Consider the following 553-nt stretch of genomic DNA (forward strand, 5'->3'; position numbering starts at 1 on the left):
TGAACCGGCCGAAGGCGATCAACGCCCTCAACCACACCATGGTGGCGCGGATCGCCGCGGCGCTGGGCGGGGGACGACGAGGTGAAGGCGGTGCTGATCACCGGCGCCGGGGACCGCGGCCTGTGCGCGGGCGGGGACATCGTGTCGATCTATCACGACGCCAGGGAGGGGGGCACGGGGTCGCGGGAGTTCTGGCGCGACGAGTACCTCCTCAACGCGACCATCGCGAACTACCCGAAGCCGTATGTGGCGATCATGGACGGCATCGTGATGGGCGTCGCCCGGTCGAACAGGTCACTCGCGTACTCGATGACTCCGGCCAGACCCTGCCGCTCGTCGGGGGCGAGACTGAACGACAGATCGAAACGTGACGTTCCGGTCGGCGCGGGCAGTGTGGCCCATTCGAGCCCGGGAAACTCGACCTCGGGAAAAGCATTGTTCTGCATGGAGAACGACACCTGAAACAACGGATGATAGGCCGTCGAGCGGACCGGATTGAGCAACTCCACCAACCGCTCGAACGGCGCATCCTGATTCTCATACGCCGCCAACG

General features: G+C 65.5%; 1 protein-coding gene and 1 pseudogene. One reads left to right on the forward strand and one right to left on the reverse strand.

Annotation, left to right across the window (positions count from 1 at the left end; all coding sequences use genetic code 11):
* Positions 1–276 (forward strand): annotated as a pseudogene (locus P3H15_RS54955) (enoyl-CoA hydratase/isomerase family protein); the annotation flags it as partial.
* Here P3H15_RS54955 and P3H15_RS54960 read toward each other — a convergent pair.
* The coding region (locus P3H15_RS54960) for a condensation domain-containing protein (protein WP_276144946.1) at positions 231–553 on the reverse strand (323 nt) is incomplete at its 5' end. The pseudogene P3H15_RS54955 and the gene P3H15_RS54960 overlap by 46 nt on opposite strands.

Origin of the sequence: Rhodococcus sp. T2V, assembly GCF_029269925.1 — a bacterium.
GTDB classification, from domain to species: domain Bacteria; phylum Actinomycetota; class Actinomycetes; order Mycobacteriales; family Mycobacteriaceae; genus Rhodococcus_F; species Rhodococcus_F koreensis.